The sequence below is a fragment of the Devosia sp. Leaf420 genome (genome assembly GCF_001425445.1).
Taxonomy (GTDB): domain Bacteria; phylum Pseudomonadota; class Alphaproteobacteria; order Rhizobiales; family Devosiaceae; genus Devosia.
The window spans coordinates 209486-225519 of record NZ_LMQU01000013.1 but is presented as its reverse complement, the minus strand read 5'-3'; the positions used below and the strand labels follow the sequence as shown (position 1 = coordinate 225519).

At 59.9% G+C, this 16034-nt stretch carries 17 protein-coding genes; 14 read left to right on the top strand and 3 right to left on the bottom strand.

The features are described from left to right. The first annotated feature begins 244 nt into the window (after nt 1–244). The 9 genes from flgF (at nt 245) to ASG47_RS16905 (ending at nt 7554) form a co-directional block, all read left to right on the top strand. Nucleotides 245–982 (top strand): flagellar basal-body rod protein FlgF, encoded by a 738-nt coding sequence (flgF, locus tag ASG47_RS16945; protein ID WP_061911609.1) that lies wholly within the window; start codon nt 245–247, stop codon nt 980–982. Between the two features lie 15 nt (nt 983–997). Further along, nucleotides 998–1783 carry a flagellar basal-body rod protein FlgG gene (flgG, locus tag ASG47_RS16940; RefSeq protein ID WP_061911204.1) on the top strand — a complete coding sequence of 262 codons (786 nt, stop codon included), beginning with the start codon at nt 998–1000 and terminating at the stop codon, nt 1781–1783. Nucleotides 1784–1795: 12 nt separating this feature from the next. Further along, a complete protein-coding gene (gene flgA / locus ASG47_RS16935) occupies nt 1796–2743 on the top strand; it encodes a flagellar basal body P-ring formation chaperone FlgA (protein ID WP_162243271.1) in 948 nt (315 codons plus the stop codon). Nucleotides 2744–2759: 16 nt separating this feature from the next. Further along, nucleotides 2760–3497, top strand: a complete 738-nt coding sequence (gene flgH / locus ASG47_RS16930; RefSeq protein ID WP_410494034.1) for a flagellar basal body L-ring protein FlgH — start codon at nt 2760–2762, stop codon at nt 3495–3497. Between the two features lie 247 nt (nt 3498–3744). Then, nucleotides 3745–5244, top strand: coding sequence for a carboxypeptidase M32 (locus ASG47_RS16925; RefSeq protein ID WP_061911198.1), 1500 nt, complete (start codon nt 3745–3747; stop codon nt 5242–5244). A 278-nt stretch (nt 5245–5522) separates the two neighbouring features. Further along, the gene (locus ASG47_RS16920; protein WP_061911196.1) at nt 5523–5957 is read left to right on the top strand and encodes a curlin; all 435 of its coding nucleotides are present in this window, start codon (nt 5523–5525) and stop codon (nt 5955–5957) included. A 60-nt stretch (nt 5958–6017) separates the two neighbouring features. Beyond that, entirely contained in the window at nt 6018–6395 is a 378-nt protein-coding gene (gene csgH / locus ASG47_RS16915) for a curli-like amyloid fiber formation chaperone CsgH (protein ID WP_061911194.1), read from the top strand. Between the two features lie 183 nt (nt 6396–6578). Then, complete coding sequence (locus tag ASG47_RS16910; RefSeq protein ID WP_061911192.1) at nt 6579–6983, top strand: hypothetical protein; 405 nt, start codon at nt 6579–6581, stop codon at nt 6981–6983. A 148-nt stretch (nt 6984–7131) separates the two neighbouring features. Continuing rightward, on the top strand, nt 7132–7554 hold the full coding sequence (locus ASG47_RS16905; protein ID WP_061911190.1) for a YciI family protein: 423 nt from the start codon (nt 7132–7134) through the stop codon (nt 7552–7554). Nucleotides 7555–7598: 44 nt separating this feature from the next. On the opposite strand, the gene dksA is transcribed toward ASG47_RS16905, so the two are convergent. After that, a complete protein-coding gene (gene dksA / locus ASG47_RS16900; RefSeq protein WP_061911188.1) occupies nt 7599–8015 on the bottom strand; it encodes an RNA polymerase-binding protein DksA in 417 nt (138 codons plus the stop codon). A 174-nt stretch (nt 8016–8189) separates the two neighbouring features. Then, the gene (locus ASG47_RS16895) at nt 8190–8609 is read right to left on the bottom strand and encodes a flagellar assembly protein FliX (protein WP_062630425.1); all 420 of its coding nucleotides are present in this window, start codon (nt 8607–8609) and stop codon (nt 8190–8192) included. Nucleotides 8610–8856: 247 nt separating this feature from the next. On the opposite strand from ASG47_RS16895, the gene ASG47_RS16890 reads away from it, so the two are divergent. The 4 genes from ASG47_RS16890 (at nt 8857) to ASG47_RS16875 (ending at nt 11335) form a co-directional block, all read left to right on the top strand. Next, nucleotides 8857–9981 carry a flagellar basal body P-ring protein FlgI gene (locus ASG47_RS16890; RefSeq protein ID WP_061911184.1) on the top strand — a complete coding sequence of 375 codons (1125 nt, stop codon included), beginning with the start codon at nt 8857–8859 and terminating at the stop codon, nt 9979–9981. Next, a complete protein-coding gene (locus ASG47_RS16885; RefSeq protein WP_061911182.1) occupies nt 9981–10301 on the top strand; it encodes a rod-binding protein in 321 nt (106 codons plus the stop codon). Before ASG47_RS16890 ends, ASG47_RS16885 begins: the two co-directional genes overlap by 1 nt. Next, nucleotides 10301–10771, top strand: coding sequence for a hypothetical protein (locus tag ASG47_RS16880; RefSeq protein WP_061911180.1), 471 nt, complete (start codon nt 10301–10303; stop codon nt 10769–10771). The genes ASG47_RS16885 and ASG47_RS16880 overlap by 1 nt, the downstream gene beginning before the upstream one ends. 237 nt (nt 10772–11008) lie before the next feature. Next, a complete protein-coding gene (locus ASG47_RS16875) occupies nt 11009–11335 on the top strand; it encodes a hypothetical protein (RefSeq protein WP_061911178.1) in 327 nt (108 codons plus the stop codon). A gap of 125 nt (nt 11336–11460) precedes the next feature. Here ASG47_RS16875 and ASG47_RS16870 read toward each other — a convergent pair whose 3' ends face one another. After that, complete coding sequence (locus tag ASG47_RS16870) at nt 11461–12570, bottom strand: flagellin (RefSeq protein WP_061911176.1); 1110 nt, start codon at nt 12568–12570, stop codon at nt 11461–11463. 489 nt (nt 12571–13059) lie between these two features. Here ASG47_RS16870 and ASG47_RS16865 point away from each other — a divergent pair, with 489 nt between their 5' ends. Next, nucleotides 13060–15822 carry a flagellin gene (locus ASG47_RS16865; protein WP_061911174.1) on the top strand — a complete coding sequence of 921 codons (2763 nt, stop codon included), beginning with the start codon at nt 13060–13062 and terminating at the stop codon, nt 15820–15822. The last annotated feature ends 212 nt before the right edge of the window (nt 15823–16034 follow it).

Sequence of the window (16034 nt, the reverse complement as noted above, 5' to 3'; positions counted from 1 at the left end):
GATGAGTCCACCTAATGCCATCTTGGTTAACGCTTGGTTACTTTTGACCCCTAGTCGGCAATATCTGCCGGGCATTACTTGCCGCGAAGTAAAACGAGCACCCGGCAAAGTTAACCGGTCCATTTCAATAACCCATTGAAAACGCAGAAGAACCCAATCTGGCATGGTTTCTGCATTTTGAGATGCGAGGCGGCAGGCTTGGGGAAGTCAGCCATCTCGGGGATACGAACCGGGGATCGAAATGATCGAGAACGCACAACTCATCGGCCTGTCGCGCCAAATGGCTCTGCAGCGCCAGATGGACATGGTGGCCAACAATATCGCCAACGTTAACACGGGTGGCTTCAAGGCCGAACAGCTCTTGTACGAAGAGTATAAGATGCCGGTCGCCCGCCATGGCGACTTCTCGGGTCAGGATCGCACTCTGTCCTATGTTCAGGACTGGGCAACGGTGCAGGACTTTTCTGCCGGTGCGATGGTTCAGACCGATGCGCCCCTCGACGTTGCGATTTCGGGTGACGGCTTCTTCACCGTGCAGACTGCTGCTGGTGAACGCTACACCCGCTCCGGCGCCTTCCAGCTCAACAATGCGGGCACGCTCGTCGATCTCGCCGGCAACCCCGTCATGGGCACCGGCGGCCAGATCCAATTCGGCCCCGAAGAAACCGATATCAAGATTGCAGCCGATGGGTCGATCTCGTCGAGCGAAGGCGCCAAGGGCCAGCTTCGCGTCGTCGAATTCGCCGACCCGCAGGCTTTGACCCGCCAGGGCAACAACCTGCTCGCCGGCGGCACGCCGGTGCCGGCGACCAATTCGCGGGTGCTGCAGGGCTTTACCGAGAAGTCGAACGTCTCGAGCGTTTCCGAAATGGCCGAAATGATCCGCGTGACGCGAGCCTACGAATCCATCGCCTCGCTGGGCCAGAAGCAGGACGACATGCGTCGCGATGCGATCAAGCGCCTCGGCTCCATGAACGCGTGACATTGAGGAACTGCCATGAAAGCTCTTTACATCGCATCGACCGGCATGAGCGCGCAGGAACGCAATGTCGAAGTCATCTCCAACAATATCGCCAACATGCGCACGCCCGGCTTCAAGCGTCAGCGCGCCGAGTTCGAGGATCTGCTTTACCAGCAGATCTCGCGCGCCGGTTCGCAGACCTCGGATCAGGGCACGCTCGTGCCGGCCGGCCTTGAAATCGGTTCGGGTGTTCGCACCGTCGCCACGCCCCGCGTAATGAGCCAGGGTAGCGTCAACCCGACCGAACGCGAACTCGACGTCGCTGTCCGCGGCGAAGGCTTCTTCATGGTCGACCTGCCCGATGGTCGCACGGCCTATACCCGTGACGGTTCGTTCGAGCGCAACGAAGACGGCACGCTGGTCAATTCGAGCGGTTTTGCCCTTTCGGGCGGCATCACCATTCCCGGCAATGCAACCGGCGTGAACATCTCGCCCGATGGTACGGTCGAAGCCTTTATCGGCACTGGCGGCCCGGCAACCCAGCTCGGCCAGCTGCAGTTGGCGCGCTTCGTCAACAAGTCCGGTCTCGAATCGATGGGCGACAACCTCTTCCTCGAGACCGCAGCCAGCGGCGCGCCGCAGATCGGCGTCGCCAATGCCGATGGCAATGGCAGCATGCTGCAGTCGTATCTCGAAATGGCCAACGTCAATTCGGTGACTGAAATCGCTGACCTGATCGCTGCCCAGCGCGCCTATGAAATGAATGCCCGCGTCATCTCTGGTGCAGACCAGATGATGCAGGCCACCAGCCAGCTGCGCTGATAGGGGGCAATGGTGACCTTCCTCTTCCGCCTCGCTCTCGTCAGCGCCCTGTCGCTCACGGTTGCCACCGCCGAAGCAGCGCCCGCGCTGCGCGGCAATGTAACCGTGACCAACAAGGTCGTGACCGTTGCCGACATGTTCGACGACGCTGGCGCGCTGGCCGAAACGGCGATCTTCAGCGCCCCTGCCCCCGGCACCACCGGCCAGGTCGATATCGCCACCATTCGCGCTGCCGCTGCCCGCGTCGGCATCGCCAATTTTGAAGCCAATGGCATCAACGCCGTGACCGTCACTCGCGCGGGCATGACGGTGGATGAAGCAACGCTTGAAAATCTGGTGATGACCGAATTGTCGACCCGCGGCCTCATCGGCCCCGGCGTCAACAGCACCATCCAGTTCTCGCGCTTCATCGATCCGATCCAGGTCTCGACCAATGGCGTTGCCGTGCGGCTCGATAGCCTGCGCTACACCAAGGGCGGCCGCGACTTCTCGGTCCGGTTCATGCTCGCTGACGGCACGCAGACGCTCGATGTCAGCGGCACGATCGACATGACGATCGACATGCCGCACCTCGCCGCCAACTTGCCGGCCGGAACGATCCTCCGCCCCGAGAACGTCGTGATGAAATCGGTGCCGGTCGGTCAGGCCGATGCCTATGGCTATGTGCCGATCGAACAGCTCGTGGGCATGGCGCTCAACCGCCAGAGCCGCGAAGGCATGCTGCTCCGCGCGAGCGATGTCAGCGCGCCGCTGACGGTCGCCAAGAACGACGTCGTCACCATCATCTATCGCCGCGGCCCCATGACTCTAACCGTCAAGGGCCAGGCGATTACCAGCGCGAGCCGCGGCACCAGCCTGCAAGTGCTCAATCTCATGTCCAATCGCGTGATCACCGCGACCGCCGTATCGCCGGGCACCGTCGAAGTCGATGGTGCTGCCGTGTCGATGGCTGGCCTCTAATCAGGACCGAATGAAAATGAAGACTCTTAAGATCGCCACCATCCTCACCCTGACGGCAGCCCTCGGCGCCTGCAACACCATGGATCGCCTTGCCAGCGTCGGCAATGCCCCACCACTGACCCAGATCCAGGACCCGACGACGCTCGCCGGCTACCAGCCCGTGCGCATGCCGATGCCTGAGCCGATCGCGGACACCTATCAGTCGAATTCGCTCTACCGCACCTCGGCCAAGGGCTTCTTCAAGGATGAACGCGCTCACCGCGTCGGCGACATCCTCACCGTCATGGTGACCGTCGACGATAGCGCCAAGATCAGCAATACATCCAACCGCAATCGCTCTTCGAGCAACAATGCCGGCATGGGCGGCATCTTCGGCGCCGCGGTCGAAAACGTGACGGCCGGTGCGATCGATCCGGCCAAGGCCATCGACTTCACCTCTGGCATCAACGATGCCGGCGCTGGCTCGGTGAACCGTTCGGAAGCCCTCCAGACCTCGATCGCCGCGGTGATCACCCAGGTGCTGCCCAACGGCAATCTCGTGATCGAAGGCCGCCAGGAAGTGCGCGTCAATTTCGAAGTCCGCGACCTCATCGTCTCCGGCATTGTGCGCCCGTCCGACATCCAGGCCAATAACACGATCCCATCGACCAAGATCGCCGAGGCCCGCATCTCCTATGGTGGCCGCGGCCAGATCACCGACGTGCAGCAGCCGCGTTACGGCCAGCAGGTTCTCGACGCCATCCTGCCATTCTGATTTCGGCAGCGCCCGGCCAACGGGCGCGCCACCTTCTTCCGGCGGCATGTTGTCCCCACTGCGTGCCGCCGTTCCCCCGGGCAGATCCAGAAGGATCGCCCAGGCCAAAGCAGAAGCCAAAGGCCTTCCCCACGAGGCGCGGCTCCCCGGCTGCGCCTCTGTTGTTTTTTAAGGACGGCGCGAGGAACTTGATCCTGCCCCATCCCTATGAAAAACATCGCGGCACCTCGTTTCGGAGACCTGCCGCATGTCCTTCCAAAAACTCGATGCCCTTGGCCGCAAGCTTGAAGCGCTGGAGCACGCGCTTTCCATTCTTGGCGCCGACGAAGCGACGCATATGGCGGTAGGTGGCGGCGAGAAGCGGGCTGAGGCGATGTCGAACCTTGCCGGCATGTACCATGCCCAAGCGACAGCGCCGGAAATTGCCGATTGGATCGATGCGGCCAAGAACGAAGATCTCGACACCGACCAGAAACTGGCGGTCGCAGAGTTCGAGCGCAGTTATGTCAACGCGACTTGCCTCCCGACCGAATTCGTCGAGCGCCGGACGGCAGCGACCATGCGATCGGAACAGCTCTGGCGCGAATTGCGGGCCAAGGGCGATTGGGATTCGTTCCTGCCGGCGCTGGAAGGCGTGGTCGCACTCGTGCGCGAAGAGGCAGGGCTGCGCTCGGCCGCCACGGGGCTTGGTGCCTACGATGCCCTGATGGATCAATATGATCCGGGCAATCGCACTGCCGGCATCGATCCGATCTTTGCCGACCTCAAGAGTTTTCTGAAGGATTTCGTGCCCGAGGCACTGGCGGTGCAGGAAGAGCGCCTCGCCAAGCGTCCGCGAAAAAGCCTCAACGGCCCTTACCCGATCGAAAAGCAGCGTGAGCTTGGCCTCGCGGCCATGCGCGCGGTTGGCTTCGATTTCACCCATGGTTCGCTTGCGGTATCGCATCATCCGTTCTGCGGTGGCGTACCGACCGACGTGCGGATGACGACGCGCTATCGGACCGATGAATTTCTGTCCTCGCTTATGGGCGTACTGCACGAGACCGGCCACGCGCTTTATGAGCAGGGCCTTCCCAAGGACTGGTCGCACTGGCCGCTGGGCAAGGCGCGTGGCATGGGCATGCATGAAAGCCAGAGTCTTTTTGTCGAAATGCAGCTCTCGCGCAGCCCCGAATTCTGGGAATTCATGCTGCCGCTGGTGCGCCAGCATCTCGGCGATGATGCGATTCCCGGCTGGGACATCGCCGATATTCTCAACGAGGTGAACCATGTCGAGCGCGGCTACATCCGCGTCGATGCCGACGAGGTCACCTACCCGCTCCACGTTATCCTCCGCTACGAACTGGAGCAGGAGCTGATTGCGGGCAAGCTGGGGGCGAGCCAGATCCCGGAGGCCTGGGACGCCAAGATGACGGAATATCTGGGGATCTCGACCATCAACGACCCCAAGGACGGGCCGATGCAGGACGTCCATTGGCCGGGCGGCGCGCTTGGCTATTTCCCGAGCTATACGCTGGGCGCCATGATCGCGGCACAGCAATGGGCAGCGATGGAAAAGGCCGTGCCGGACGCGAAGAGCCAGATGAGCCGCGGCGAGTTCGGCGCGATCAACCAATGGCGAGCGGATAATGTGTGGTCCGAGGCCTCGCGCTATTCGACGCCGGAGTTGATTACGCGAGCGACGGGCGAGCCGCTCAATGCCGAGTTCTTCAAGAACCATTTGAAGCGGCGGTATGGGCGGGTTTGAAGGTGAGGTTGGTGATTGTTCATCACCCCCTCCCTTCCTCCCCCATCAAAGGGGGAGGTGTCTGGCCGGTGGCTTTGGCTGGATCTAGCCCCAAACTCGATCCGCACCTCCCCCTTGATGGGGGAGGCCGGGAGGGGGTGACGGCATCCACGATTTTCGAACTACCGCGTCACCTGAACGAATTCTGAATTCTCGCTTCAGGCCCGGTTCCGGATCAGGAGCCTAAAACGGTTTCCATCAGCGCGGTCGGAGGGACCGCCCCACCTGGAGACGACAAAATGATCCGCAAGCTCTTCATCGCCGCTCTTGCCACCACCGTCATCGCTTCTGCCGCTGCGCCTGCGATGGCCGCCGGCATCCATATCGACCAGTACGGCTGGGGCAATCAGGTGGGCGGCAGCCAGTCGGGCTGGAACCAGACTTTTTCGACCAAGCAGACCGGCTGGTGGAACAAGGCAACGAGCCAGCAGAAGGGCGGCAACAATGTCTCCGCCATCGGCCAGCAGGGCAATTGGAACAAGGGGGACGTCTACCAGAACGGCTGGAACAACCAGGCTGGTGTCGGCCAGTTCGGCAACAACCACACCTCGGTCATCACCCAGGACGGCAATGGCAACATCACGGCCGGCGTGCAGGTGGGCAATAATTGCAATGCCAACGTCGTGCAGCAGGGTTCTGGCAATGTGACTGCCTTCGTGCAGGCCTGCAACTGAAGTCAAAGGCCAGGGGCTGGTTCGCCAGCCCCGCCCTTCCCCGCGTATCAGGAGGACGACATGATTACCCCACTGACCCAAGGCCTTATCGCCGGTGTCGTAGCGCTCGCTGGAATTGGCGCGGTCGCGACGGCCAATGCCGATGGCGGCAACTTCACCTGCGGCGTTGAAACGACGACACAATCGGGCATGACCACCTATCAGGGCCGGCTGATGAGCCCGACCGTGCTGACCGGCGACTACACCTTCTCGCTGCGCTCGTCGGGCGGCGGTGGATCGAGCAATATCAACCAGGGCGGCCCCTTTGCGGCCATGGCCAATACCGAAGTCTCGATCGGCCAGGTGATGATCAATTCAAGCGCCAATGCCAAGGTCAGCTTCACGGTCACGATCGGCGGCAAGAGCTATGATTGCTCGCAGAGCACCGGCCGCATCTAACCGTATCTGCTCCACTGATCCGACATTGCCCCGGTCCGCCGGGGCTTTATCTTTTGGCGACAGGGAATCGCTGAACGCATTCTGAACGCCCTGCTCCGGATGGGTTCAGCCCAATGGCTCTAAGCTCTTTTCATGCGCTGGGAACCACCAGCACCGGGAACGCAGAACCGCTTGGAGAACCAAATGACCGCCACCTTCACAAAGACCGCAGCAGCCGCCATCACCGCTCTCGTCATCGGCATTTCGCCTGCCATGGCCGGCCAGATCTCGTTCGGCTTTGCGCCGAGCGATCCTGATCAGGCGCAGGCCCTTGGCCTAGGCCTGCGGGTCTATTCCCTTGTGAAGGGTTTTTCTGACAATGGTGGCAATGTCGCACAGAACGGCAATTGGAACGCCGCCGGGTTCGATCAGAGCGGCAGCAACAATTCCGGCCTCATCGTCCAGGACGGTAATGGCCACCATGGTACCATCAGCCAGCACGGCAACAACAATACCTGCGGCCTCTTTCAGTTCGGCAATGCCAGCGATGCGCAATGCATGCAGAACGGCGACGGCCAGAGCGGCATCACCACCGTCTTCGGCTTCTAAATTTCTCTCAAAGCGTCACCAGTCAGACGGGGCCCATTCGGCCCCGTTGTCTTTTTCGAAAAATGACGTCGCAAAAATGTCGAAGGGCTTCGCTTGAATTCGTCGCCAGGGTGAGAGGCAATTTCTGCCGCACTGAAGGAGACGAGAAATGCGCGTTGTCGTTTTTGTAAAAGCCACCCAGGACAGTGAAGATGGCCGCATGCCGCCCACCGAAATGCTTGAAGCCATGGGCAAATATAACGAGCAACTAATCAGCGCCGGCATCATGCTCGGCGGCGATGGGCTGAAGCCGACCAAGCAGGCCAAGCGCGTGCATTTCAATGGCACAGACCGCACGGTGATGGATGGCCCCTTCACCGAGACCAAGGAAATCGTCGCCGGCTATTGGATCTGGGAAGTGCGCGATATGGACGAGGCCGTCGAATGGGTGAAGCGCTGCCCCAATCCGATGTTCGAAGAAAGCGATATCGACATTCGCCCGATCTATGAACTGAGCGATTTTGCCGAGCAACTGACGCCAGACGTTCAGGCCATCCATGATCGCAACCGCGAACGGACTGGTGAAGTCTGAATCATCACGGCAAACAAAAAGCCCGCCTTGCGGCGGGCTTTGATTTATTCGTCGCGATAGACCTTTTCGCGCCGCTCGTGCAGTTCCTGAGCTTCAAGGCTCAGCGTTGCAGTTGGGCGGGCATCGAGACGGGCGACGCCGATCGGGTCGCCGGTTTCTTCGCAATAGCCGTAAGTGCCATCGTCGATCCGCTTCATGGCGGAGTCGATCTTGCCAATCAGCTTGCGCTGACGGTCACGCGTCCGCAATTCCAGCGCCCGATCGCTTTCCGAGCTGGCCCGATCGGCCATATCCGGATGGTTCTGGCTTTCTTCTTGCAGGTTTTCGAGCGTGCCGCGGCTTTCGCGCAGGATCTCGTCTTTCCAGGCAAGCAGTTTATTCCGGAAGTATTCCCGCATACGCGGGTTCATGAACGGCTCGTCTTCACTCGGCCGGTATTCGATAACTTCAACCGAAGACATTAGCTGACTCAACTCCAATGCACCCCTCGGCGGCCTATATAGGCCGGACGTCAACCCCGAGCAAGCGAAGTTCTTAAAGTGCCTTAACTAAGAAAAGGCCCTTCGCATCAGCCACATAGCCCGTAATAGGCAACATTTTTATGAAGCTGACTGAACTGTGACTTATCCTTTGGCTCAGAAAGGCGGGAAGAGACCCTGCTTGGCGAGCTCGACGCGGACGCGCAGTTCGATATCGTCCAACAGGTCATCAAGCCCCGGTTCGGTCCGGTCGCGATAGGTGCTGAGTTCCTTGACCAGCGCATCGAGCCGATCGGGCGTGATATCGCCAACGAGCAGATCGGCCTTGATGCCTTCGAGGAGGTCGAGCAGGTTGCTGCCGCGCTTCACCGCCTTGCGCTTGCCGCCCATGGCATCGCCAACCGACTGGATAGCAAGAATCGCGTCGAGCGGGGTCAAAGCGACGACCGGCGCTGTGCGGGCCACCCGTGCGGGGCCCGAAACATCCGACATCGTAAAAGACTGGCCGGCAGCATATTTCCCCACGGCGGCACGTGAAGACACACTACTCATGCGATTGGCGGTTTCGATACGCACGGGACTCAGTCACTCCCAAATTCCTGTCACAGGCAAAATCTGCCCGACATGGTTAAGGACCACTTAATGTTCCCGGCAAGAATTGCACACCGGCACATTTAGGGCGGGCAGCCGAGCGCGATATCCGGCCGTAAACTTAAGCATTACAATGATTTATGCAGAAAATCCGAGTTTGGCACGCTTCTGGCATTGAGTGTTGCGAACTGCAGCGCCATGGGGATGGTGCCGCGCACTCTCGGGGAAACAGATGCCAAAGAGCTTCTTCCGTATTGGCCTTCTTATAGCGGTCGGCGCCGCGCTGGCACTGGGCCCTATCGCCCAGGCAGCCGCAGCGCCTGCCCGTATCAAGGACATCGTCGACGTCGAAGGCATCCGCGAGAATCAGCTTGTCGGCTATGGTCTCGTCGTTGGTCTCAATGGCACAGGCGACAGCCTCAACAATTCGCCATTCACCAAGCAGTCGCTGCAATCCATGCTCGAACGGCTTGGCGTCAACACAGCCGGCGAGAATGTCCGAACGGCAAATGTTGCCGCCGTGATGGTGACCGCCAGCCTGCCACCTTTCGCCACGCAGGGTCAGCGCATCGACATTTCTGTTGCTTCGCTCGGCAATGCCAAGAGCCTCCAGGGCGGTACTTTGCTGGTAACTCCCCTCCTCGGCGCCGACGGCGAAGTCTTTGCCATCGCGCAGGGCCCGGTCACCATCAACGGTTTTAGCGCGGAAGGCGACGCGGCGAGCATCGTTTCGGGCGTGCCAACCACCGGCCGCATTTCCTCTGGCGCCTTGGTGGAACGCGAAATCGGTTTCGAACTCGGCGCCCAGCATTCGCTGCGCCTTGCCCTGCGGAACCCGGATCTCACCACCTCGCGCCGCATCGCCATGGCAATCAACGATTTCATCGGTGCAGCGACAGCCGTGCCGGAAGATCCGTCCACCGTTCGCCTCACCCTACCCGTCAATTTCAACGGCAATATCGTCGATCTGCTGACCGACGTTGAGCAGCTCATCATCCAGACCGACCAGTCGGCCAAGATCGTCATCGACGAAAACAGCGGTATCATCGTCATGGGCAAGGATGTCCGCGTGTCGAGCGTTGCCGTGGCCCAGTCGAACCTGACTGTCTCGATTGCCGAAAACCCGACCGTCGTGCAGCCAGCACCCTTTAGCCAGGGCCAGACCGCCGTACAGCCAAGCACCGATCTCAGCGTCAGCCAGACCGATACGGCCCTGCAGGTGATCAACGAATCCGTAACCTTGCAGGAACTCGTCGACGGGCTCAACGCGCTCGGCATTTCGCCCCGCGATCTGATCGCCATCCTCCAGGCCATCAAGGCGACTGGCGCTCTTCAAGCTGAAATCGAGGTGCTCTGATGGAAACCACAATCGTCAACGGCATCAAGACCAGCCTCAACAGCCACCAGATCGACAAGATCCGTAAGCAGGCCGAGGATTTCGAAGGCGTCTTCCTCAACCTTCTCACTAAGGAAATGTTCGCGACGGCCAAATCCGACAACGGCTTCGGCGGCGGCTTCGGTGAAGAGACCTGGCGCTCGATCCAGTCCGAACAACTTGCCAATTCCATGGCTCAAAATGGCGGCCTCGGCATTGCCGACCAATTGATGGGCGACATGATCGCCCTGCAGGAAGCCAGCCAACAAACTAATCCGCGTGTAACAGGAGTGTACCGTTAATGTCCGCAGCAGCAGATCGTATTGCGTCCCTCGACAGCCTGCCAGCCGAGGAGCTCTGCACCCAGGCCGAGACCGCGCTCCAGGCGCTGGTCAACGTGATGAACGAAGAAACCACCCTGCTCCGCGCCGGCCGTTTTCGCGATGCCGCAGGCCTCACCGCCGAAAAGACCCAGCTTGCACAGGATTACGTGGTTTACGCCCGTTCGGTGCAACGCCAGACGACGCGTCTTTCGGCCGAAGCGCCCGTGTCGCTCGATCGGCTGCACAGCAATCACGATAGCCTTGCAACGCAAATGGCGGAAAACCTCCGTGTCATCGCCACGGCCAAGACTATTGCCGAGGATATTCTGGAAGATGTCGCCGAAACCGTCGGCCAGAAAGACCGCACCCGCACCTATGATCGCAGCGGCGAAGTGAGAATGCCGCGCGCTGCGGCGGCCAAGGGCATCGCCATCAACCGCGCGCTCTGAGGAATCGCCGGCGCGCGCGTCTTGAAAGACCAGTGCTCCAGAAGGAGCGCTTGCTGTCATCACCGGCCAAAGGGCTTTCGCAGGAGCGAAGGCCCTTTTTCTTTGCCCGCTGTCATGGTGAACCAAACCTTCCGGAGTGATGACTACTTTCTTAAAATCCGACGATTGCTCCGAACGGATTACACAGAGCCCGTCTCATAGCCTGCCAGTGGCCAATTGTGGCTCCAGGATAGGAATATGAGCGCCAGAATAGCGCCGAAAACCGATACGATCGGTATCGCATTTTCGCCGCATCTTCCCCGGTTTACGCGGCCAAAGGGCCGAAAAAACCAGAACGATCCCCAAACGGACCGTCCAACCGACGACGAACCCGAAAATGCAAATGGCGGTTCGACGGTAACGCAACTCGATGAGAGCCTCCCCGCAGAGACGATTTTCGAAGCGGGGCTGCTGGGTAATGAACAGGCTTTGGCGCCGCCAACGGCTTACGAATATATCCAGCGCCTCAAGCGGGAGTGGTCGTCGCCCCTCTCAACCTTGCCGGTAACCGACAAGATCATCTGACGACCAAACATGAAAACCCGGGCTGAGTTTCAGCCCGGGTTTTCTCTTGCGCGCGATTACGGCGCTCAAACGAAAAAGGCCCGCCAAGATGGCGGGCCAAGTTTTCAGTGAAGTATCGTGAGCGATTACGAGATGAGGCGGAGAGCCGTGGTCTCGGAAGACTGCATGATCGAGAGGGCCGTGGTGGCCATCTGCTGGCGGGTCTGGAGAGCGACGAGGTTCGCAGCTTCCTGATCCATATCGGCGGCAGTCAGCGAATTGGCGCTGGACTTGAGGATATCCGAGAGCGAGGCGTTGAAATCCTTGCGGGCATTGATGATCGACTGGGTCGAGCTGAACGATGCGGCAGTGGCTTCCAGCGTATCGGCAGCAGCGATCAGGTCATCGAGAGAGTCGGTGATGTTCTTGTCGGACTGCCAGGTACCGGCTGCACCGGCAACGCCGAGGCTTGCAGCATTCACCACCGTGCCATCGATCGAGGTCGAGGACGAACCGTCTTCGTTGAGCGCCAGCTTGATCTTGTCACCATTGAGCAGGTTGGTGCCGTTGATGCCTGCGTCCTTGGCAATCCGATCGATTTCGGTCTTGAGGGCATCGAACTGCTTGGCAAGCGCTTCACGGGTCGCATTCTTCGGAGCAGCAGTGGTCGCGGCGGTGAAGCCTGGAGCGGTCAGGCCGGTGCCGGTGCCGGCGATCGTGATGGATTCGTTGTTCGAGCCGGAGAGGGTCAGCTTGCCGTCGACGATCGCAGCCTTCACACCGACGTCTGCGTCAGCGTTGATGCCGTCGATCAGGCCCTGGACGGTGCCACCACCACCCGGTGCAGTGTAAGTGTAGGTGCCGCTCGTGGTCGTCAGAACCAGCGTATCTGCGGCGGTGATCGCCGTGGTGCCGGTCACGGTTGCAGTGCCGGTGACCTTCGCATTGGTTGCCGAGGAGGTCAGTGCCTGGCTGGTGAGACCGCGGGCTTCCTTGATGAGGCCCTGGATGCCCTTGATGCCTTCCGAAGCGGCCTTCATCGAGGACTGAGCAGCGTTGATATTGTCCATCAGCGAGTCGATCGAAGCAGCGCGGGTGTCCATCGAAGAGGCAGTGAAGAACTTCGAGACGTTATCCAGCGGGCTATTCACGGCCTTACCAGTTACCAGGCGGCTCTGCGTGGTGGCCATCTGCTCAGAAACGTTGCGCAGAACTGTGAGACCGGTACGGGCGTTGGACGAAAGATTGATGCTCATGTTTGGACTTCCTGCTCCAGAGATTTTTTTCTTCCGGCGTTTCTTGCCGGCGAAATCAGGTTTAAGGTCCAAAAGCTGCGCGCCCCTCTCGGCAAACATCGCAATTTATTTCAAATTTTATCTAATTCAGCCGAGCCCGGATTTTGCCCCTCGCCTGATAGGTCGAATCGCGCGCGTACACGTGAGGGCGATTTAGGCCCTGGGCTAATAGAGCTAGGGGCGAGTCGTGTGATCTTGCCGACGTGATGTGAGCAGAATCCGGGAAACCGCCGCCTCCAAAGATCATCCGGCGCGAAATATTTAGCGCCCTGGAGCTCCACCAACCAACCTGCAAATCCCAGAAAATCCGCGGAAAACCGTGGTGAATGAAGGGCTTACCGACAGCGTAAAGATTGAACGAATTTAAGAAGATTTTAGCAAGTCGAGCCCATGCTGCAGACGTCTCAAGAATTGAGGCGAAGCACCACACGTCCAGAAGGAAAACCTAGTATGGGTTCCGATGTTTCTCTCTCGAAGGCCGTTCGCGCGAACCTTCTGAGCCTCCAGAATACCGCCGGCATGATGGACAAGACGCAGAACCGTCTTGCCACCGGTAACAAGGTGAACTCGGCTCTCGACAATCCGTCGAGCTTCTTCACCGCCGCAGCTCTCAACAGCCGCGCTGCCGACATGAGCAATCTGCTCGATTCCATGGCCTCGGGTATCAAGGTCATCGAAGCCGCTAACAACGGCATCACCGCCCTGACGAAGAACATGGAATCCATGCAGTCGACGCTGCGCCAGGCCCGTCAGGACAAGTCGTTCTCGACCAAGTCGTTCGACGTCAACGACAGCACCAAGATCAACCTTGGCGGCGGTCAGTTCGGCGACCTCAACGCCGACATCAGCCTCGCTTCGGCGACCGTTGCCGGCACCAAGGCCCAGATCTCGACTGAAGCTGCTACCGCCTACCTTGGCCCACAGTCGACCACTGCTGGCGCTCAGGGTGCTGGTGCTCGTTCGGTTATTACGCTGGGTTCGCCTGCTGGGTTCACTACCGGTGACACCTTCTCTGTTGCTGGCGTGACCGTCACTGCTGGTGCTGACGTTACTGCTGCTGGTCTCAAGGCCACCATCCAGACGACGCTCGATGCCGCTCCTGCCACGACTGCTAAGTACGCTGTGTCGGTTGGCACTGGCGACAATGCAGGCAAGATCATCATCGAAACGGTCGATCCCTCGGCTGCTGCTGCCGCGATCAATCTTGATCCGGACAACAACGCTGCAACTGGCGTCAACAACGCCACCAAGGGCGCTGTAACGTTCAACTACTCGGCTGTGAGCACCTCGATCACCGCTGGTGGCCAGAGTGTTGCAACCGGTGCAACCTTCGACGACTTCGTTGCGAACCTGCAGGCCAAGGCAACCGCCGGTGGTTACACCGTCGAAGCCGACGCAACTACCAAGGACATCAAGCTCACCAGCACCCAGTGGGGTGGCGCTGTCCCGACCGTTGCCGGTGTTCCGAACTACTCTCCTGGCACGCCTGCAACCAAGGCCTCGTCGGTGTTCACGATCGGTACCTCAAACGGTGCTCAGAACCTGACGATCGCTGGCGCATCTGGCCCGATCGCCATCGCCAGCGGCGCAACGGACGCACAGGTACTCTCTGCACTGCAGGGCGACGCCAACATCAACGCGAACTACGACATCACCAACACCGGTTCGACGTTCACGTTGACTGCAAAGACTGCCGGCGCTGCAACAGCTCCGACCGTCACGTCCGACAAGACCTACGTTGCAGCTGCAGTTGCGTCCGACTCAGGCACGCTGATGGGCACCGTGGACTTCACGAGCACGGGCACAAACCTTCAGGCCTATGCCGGTCAGACGATCTCCGTTGGTGCTCAGAGCTATACGTTTACCGCTGGTGGTGACAACACCACCCAAGCAACGGCGCTCAAGACCGCCCTTGAAGGTGGTAGTAGCGGTCTTACTGTCACGCTTACGACTACCGGGTTCTCGATCACCAAGGCAGATGGTACTGACTTTTCCATCTCCACCACCGGCACTCTTGGCACAGCTATCGGCGCTACTGCTGGTACTCTTGACGTCACCAACGGCTCCCCGCTCTCCGCCGGTATCAACGGTGCTGTTACGTCGAACAACGGCCAGCCCATGGTGCCGGAAATTGACGGCGTTCAGACTGCCACTGTCACCGCGCAGGGTGCTTCGGTTGCGACCGTCGCTGCCGAAAAGAACACCTTCACCGTTTCCTACGATGGCAAGACTGCCAACGTTTCGATCGGTGGCGTAAAGGGTGGCGTCGGTACTCCGGTGAACGCTCTCGATATCAAGAACTGGCAGGATGCGACCATCGCATCGGTCAATTCCGATCTCGAAGCTGCTGGCATCACTGGTGTCGAAGCCAAGTTCGACGCAGCTGGCAAGTTCCAGCTCGTTGGCAAGACTGCAGAAGCCAAGACCCTGGCTGTCTCGGGTGACGATGCAACTGCCCTCTTCGGTACCAACGGTGTGAACACCGGCGTTGCTGAAAAGAGCCAGCTCAACGCCACCAAGACCGTCGACAAGTTCGTCGAACTGATCAACCGCGACCATGGCGGCAAGGTTCGTGCGTCGAACGACAACGGCAAGCTCCGTATCGAAAACCTGTCGACCCAGGCTCTCGATATCGGTGTCGATACCAACGGCAACGGCGCCGTGAATGCCCTCAAGATCGATGGCAACTCGGTCCGTGCGAACCTGTCCAAGCAGTTCAACGAACTGCGTGACCAGCTCGACAAGCTCGCTGATGACTCGTCCTTCAACGGCATCAACCTGCTCCGTGGCGACAAGCTGAAGATTACCTTCAACGAGTCCGGCACGTCCTCGATCGACATCCAGGCCAAGGATGCCAACGGTAACACCCGCGGTATCAATGCCTCGAACCTCGGCGTTGAAAGCCTTGTTGCTGAAGACCTCGACACCGACGAAAAGATCGACGCCTTCCTCGGCAAGCTCTCTTCGGCTCTGACCGAACTGCGCTCGCAGGCTTCGGCTTTCGGTTCGAACCTGTCGTCTGTCGAAAACCGTCAGTCGTTCACCAAGAACATGATCAACACGCTCGAAACCGGCGCGGCGAACCTGACCTTGGCTGATACGAATGAAGAAGCGGCCAACCTTCTGGCTCTTCAGACCCGTCAGCAGCTGTCGTCTTCGGCTCTGTCGATGGCGTCGCAGCAGGACCAGGCTGTGCTGCAGCTCCTGCGTTAATCGCAAGCAGCACAACGATAAAAGGAAGGCGGGCCACAAGCCCGCCTTCTTCTTTTGGGCATATGGGAATCGGAGCCGGTACCCCTGCCCTTTTCCACCAACGCCTTCCAAGAATCGCATCGCGCCGCCCCTGTCGCCGTGGCCTTTTCTGGGGGATTTGCGCGAGTGGCTGGCGTGTGAGCCAAGTGACTGCTATCGATTGCACAAGCCCG

What these genes read in the sequence shown, in the direction of transcription:
- csgH (WP_061911194.1), top strand. Translation starts at nt 6,018, where the DNA reads ATGATTACCCCACTGACCCAAGGCCTTATCGCCGGTGTCGTAGCGCTC.
- ASG47_RS16920 (WP_061911196.1), top strand. Translation starts at nt 5,523, where the DNA reads ATGATCCGCAAGCTCTTCATCGCCGCTCTTGCCACCACCGTCATCGCT.
- ASG47_RS16925 (WP_061911198.1), top strand. Translation starts at nt 3,745, where the DNA reads ATGTCCTTCCAAAAACTCGATGCCCTTGGCCGCAAGCTTGAAGCGCTG.
- flgH (WP_410494034.1), top strand. Translation starts at nt 2,760, where the DNA reads ATGAAGACTCTTAAGATCGCCACCATCCTCACCCTGACGGCAGCCCTC.
- ASG47_RS16880 (WP_061911180.1), top strand. Translation starts at nt 10,301, where the DNA reads ATGTCCGCAGCAGCAGATCGTATTGCGTCCCTCGACAGCCTGCCAGCC.
- flgG (WP_061911204.1), top strand. Translation starts at nt 998, where the DNA reads ATGAAAGCTCTTTACATCGCATCGACCGGCATGAGCGCGCAGGAACGC.
- ASG47_RS16870 (WP_061911176.1), bottom strand. Translation starts at nt 12,570, where the DNA reads ATGAGCATCAATCTTTCGTCCAACGCCCGTACCGGTCTCACAGTTCTG.
- ASG47_RS16910 (WP_061911192.1), top strand. Translation starts at nt 6,579, where the DNA reads ATGACCGCCACCTTCACAAAGACCGCAGCAGCCGCCATCACCGCTCTC.
- ASG47_RS16905 (WP_061911190.1), top strand. Translation starts at nt 7,132, where the DNA reads ATGCGCGTTGTCGTTTTTGTAAAAGCCACCCAGGACAGTGAAGATGGC.
- ASG47_RS16890 (WP_061911184.1), top strand. Translation starts at nt 8,857, where the DNA reads ATGCCAAAGAGCTTCTTCCGTATTGGCCTTCTTATAGCGGTCGGCGCC.
- ASG47_RS16885 (WP_061911182.1), top strand. Translation starts at nt 9,981, where the DNA reads ATGGAAACCACAATCGTCAACGGCATCAAGACCAGCCTCAACAGCCAC.
- ASG47_RS16875 (WP_061911178.1), top strand. Translation starts at nt 11,009, where the DNA reads ATGAGCGCCAGAATAGCGCCGAAAACCGATACGATCGGTATCGCATTT.
- ASG47_RS16865 (WP_061911174.1), top strand. Translation starts at nt 13,060, where the DNA reads ATGGGTTCCGATGTTTCTCTCTCGAAGGCCGTTCGCGCGAACCTTCTG.
- dksA (WP_061911188.1), bottom strand. Translation starts at nt 8,015, where the DNA reads ATGTCTTCGGTTGAAGTTATCGAATACCGGCCGAGTGAAGACGAGCCG.